Below are 1,621 nucleotides of genomic sequence, written 5' to 3' on the forward strand. Positions count from 1 at the left end.
AAGCGATCAAAGTTACCCGCGCTTTTGCCCTCTATTTCCAGTTAATAAATATAATCGAACAACACTACGAACAAAGGGATCAGCAACTACTGCGACGGACGGTGATCGGGGAAGAAAACGAAAGTCCCAAGGCTGACCCAAGGCAAAAAAGCCTTTTAGCCACCATTGTCGGGGCCGATTGGTTAGAAAAAACCCTGAACGAGTCCGATCACTCCGGCCCAAAATCGGGACTATTTCACTGGTTATTTCCCTATCTCAAACAGGTTAACGTCCCTCCCCAAGAAATTCAGCGTCTTCTCGATCAGTTAGATATTCGTCTGGTTTTCACGGCCCACCCCACAGAAATTGTCCGTCACACCATTCGCATTAAACAGCGCCGCATCTCGGGCATTCTCGAAAAACTCGACCAAGCAGAAGAAATCTTTCGCAGTCTGGGGTTAACTAACTCCAGAGAAGCACAAACAGTCACCAAACAGTTAAAAGAAGAAATTCGTTTTTGGTGGCGAACAGATGAACTACACCAATTTAAACCCACCGTCGTCGATGAAGTGGATTATGCCCTGCACTACTTCGATGAAGTTCTCTTTGATTCCCTACCCCAGTTAACCCTGCGTCTGCAGCAAAGCCTAGAATCCTCCTTTCCCAGTTTACGAGCGCCGAAAAATAACTTCTGTCGCTTTGGTTCTTGGGTGGGGGGGGATCGGGATGGCAATCCCTCCGTTACCCCCGAAGTCACCTGGAAAACCTGCTGTTATCAGCGCAATCTCGTTATTAAAAAATATCTCGATGCTATTCGCGACCTGACCAGTATTTTAAGTGCCTCCCTGCACTGGTGTCACGTCTTGCCGGAGTTGCTGGACTCCCTGGACAGAGATAAACAGCAAATGCCCGAAATCTATAGCCAGTTAGCCATCCGCTACCGTCAGGAACCCTATCGCCTCAAATTGGCCTTTATTCAAAAACGTCTGGAAAATACCCGCGATCGCAATAATCGTCTCAATGACCCGGAAGAACGACAATTATTAACTAAACTCAACGAAACCAACATCTATCGCTCTGGTTCCGAGTTTTTAGCCGAATTACAGCTATTACAGCGCAGTCTCTTGCAAACCGGTCTTTCCTGTCAAGAACTGGATCAACTGATCGCCCAAGTGGAGATTTTTGGCTTTGTCCTAACTCAGTTAGATTTTCGGCAAGAATCCACCCGTCACGCCGAATGTATCGAAGAAATCGCCGCCTATCTCGGAGTTTTACCCAAACCCTACGGCCAATTAACCGAATCAGAAAAAATCGCCTGGTTAGTGGCGGAATTAAAAACCCGTCGCCCCTTAATTCCCCGGGAAATGCCCTTTTCGGAAAGAACCTGCGAAACCATTGAAACCCTGCGAGTTTTAAGAAGTCTGCAAGGGGAATTCGGTCTGGAAATCTGCCAAACCTACATTATCAGCATGACCAACGAGGCCAGCGATGTGCTAGAAGTGCTGTTATTAGCCCAAGAAGCCGGTTTATACGACCCCGCCACTAGCCGCAGTTCCCTCCGCATCGTTCCCCTCTTTGAAACCGTCGATGACCTCAAACACGCCCCCGGCATCATGCAGACTTTGTTTGAATTGCCCCTCTA

Annotated in this window: 1 protein-coding gene; it reads left to right on the forward strand. The window is 48.0% G+C overall.

Annotated elements, in window-relative coordinates; all coding sequences use genetic code 11:
- Positions 1-1,621, forward strand: a 1,621-nt coding sequence (locus PX484_RS13750; RefSeq protein ID WP_288104277.1) for a phosphoenolpyruvate carboxylase, incomplete at both ends; no start/stop codon positions are given.

Origin of the sequence: Microcystis sp. M49636_WE2 (genome assembly GCF_030065375.1) — a bacterium.
GTDB classification, from domain to species: domain Bacteria; phylum Cyanobacteriota; class Cyanobacteriia; order Cyanobacteriales; family Microcystaceae; genus Microcystis; species Microcystis aeruginosa_C.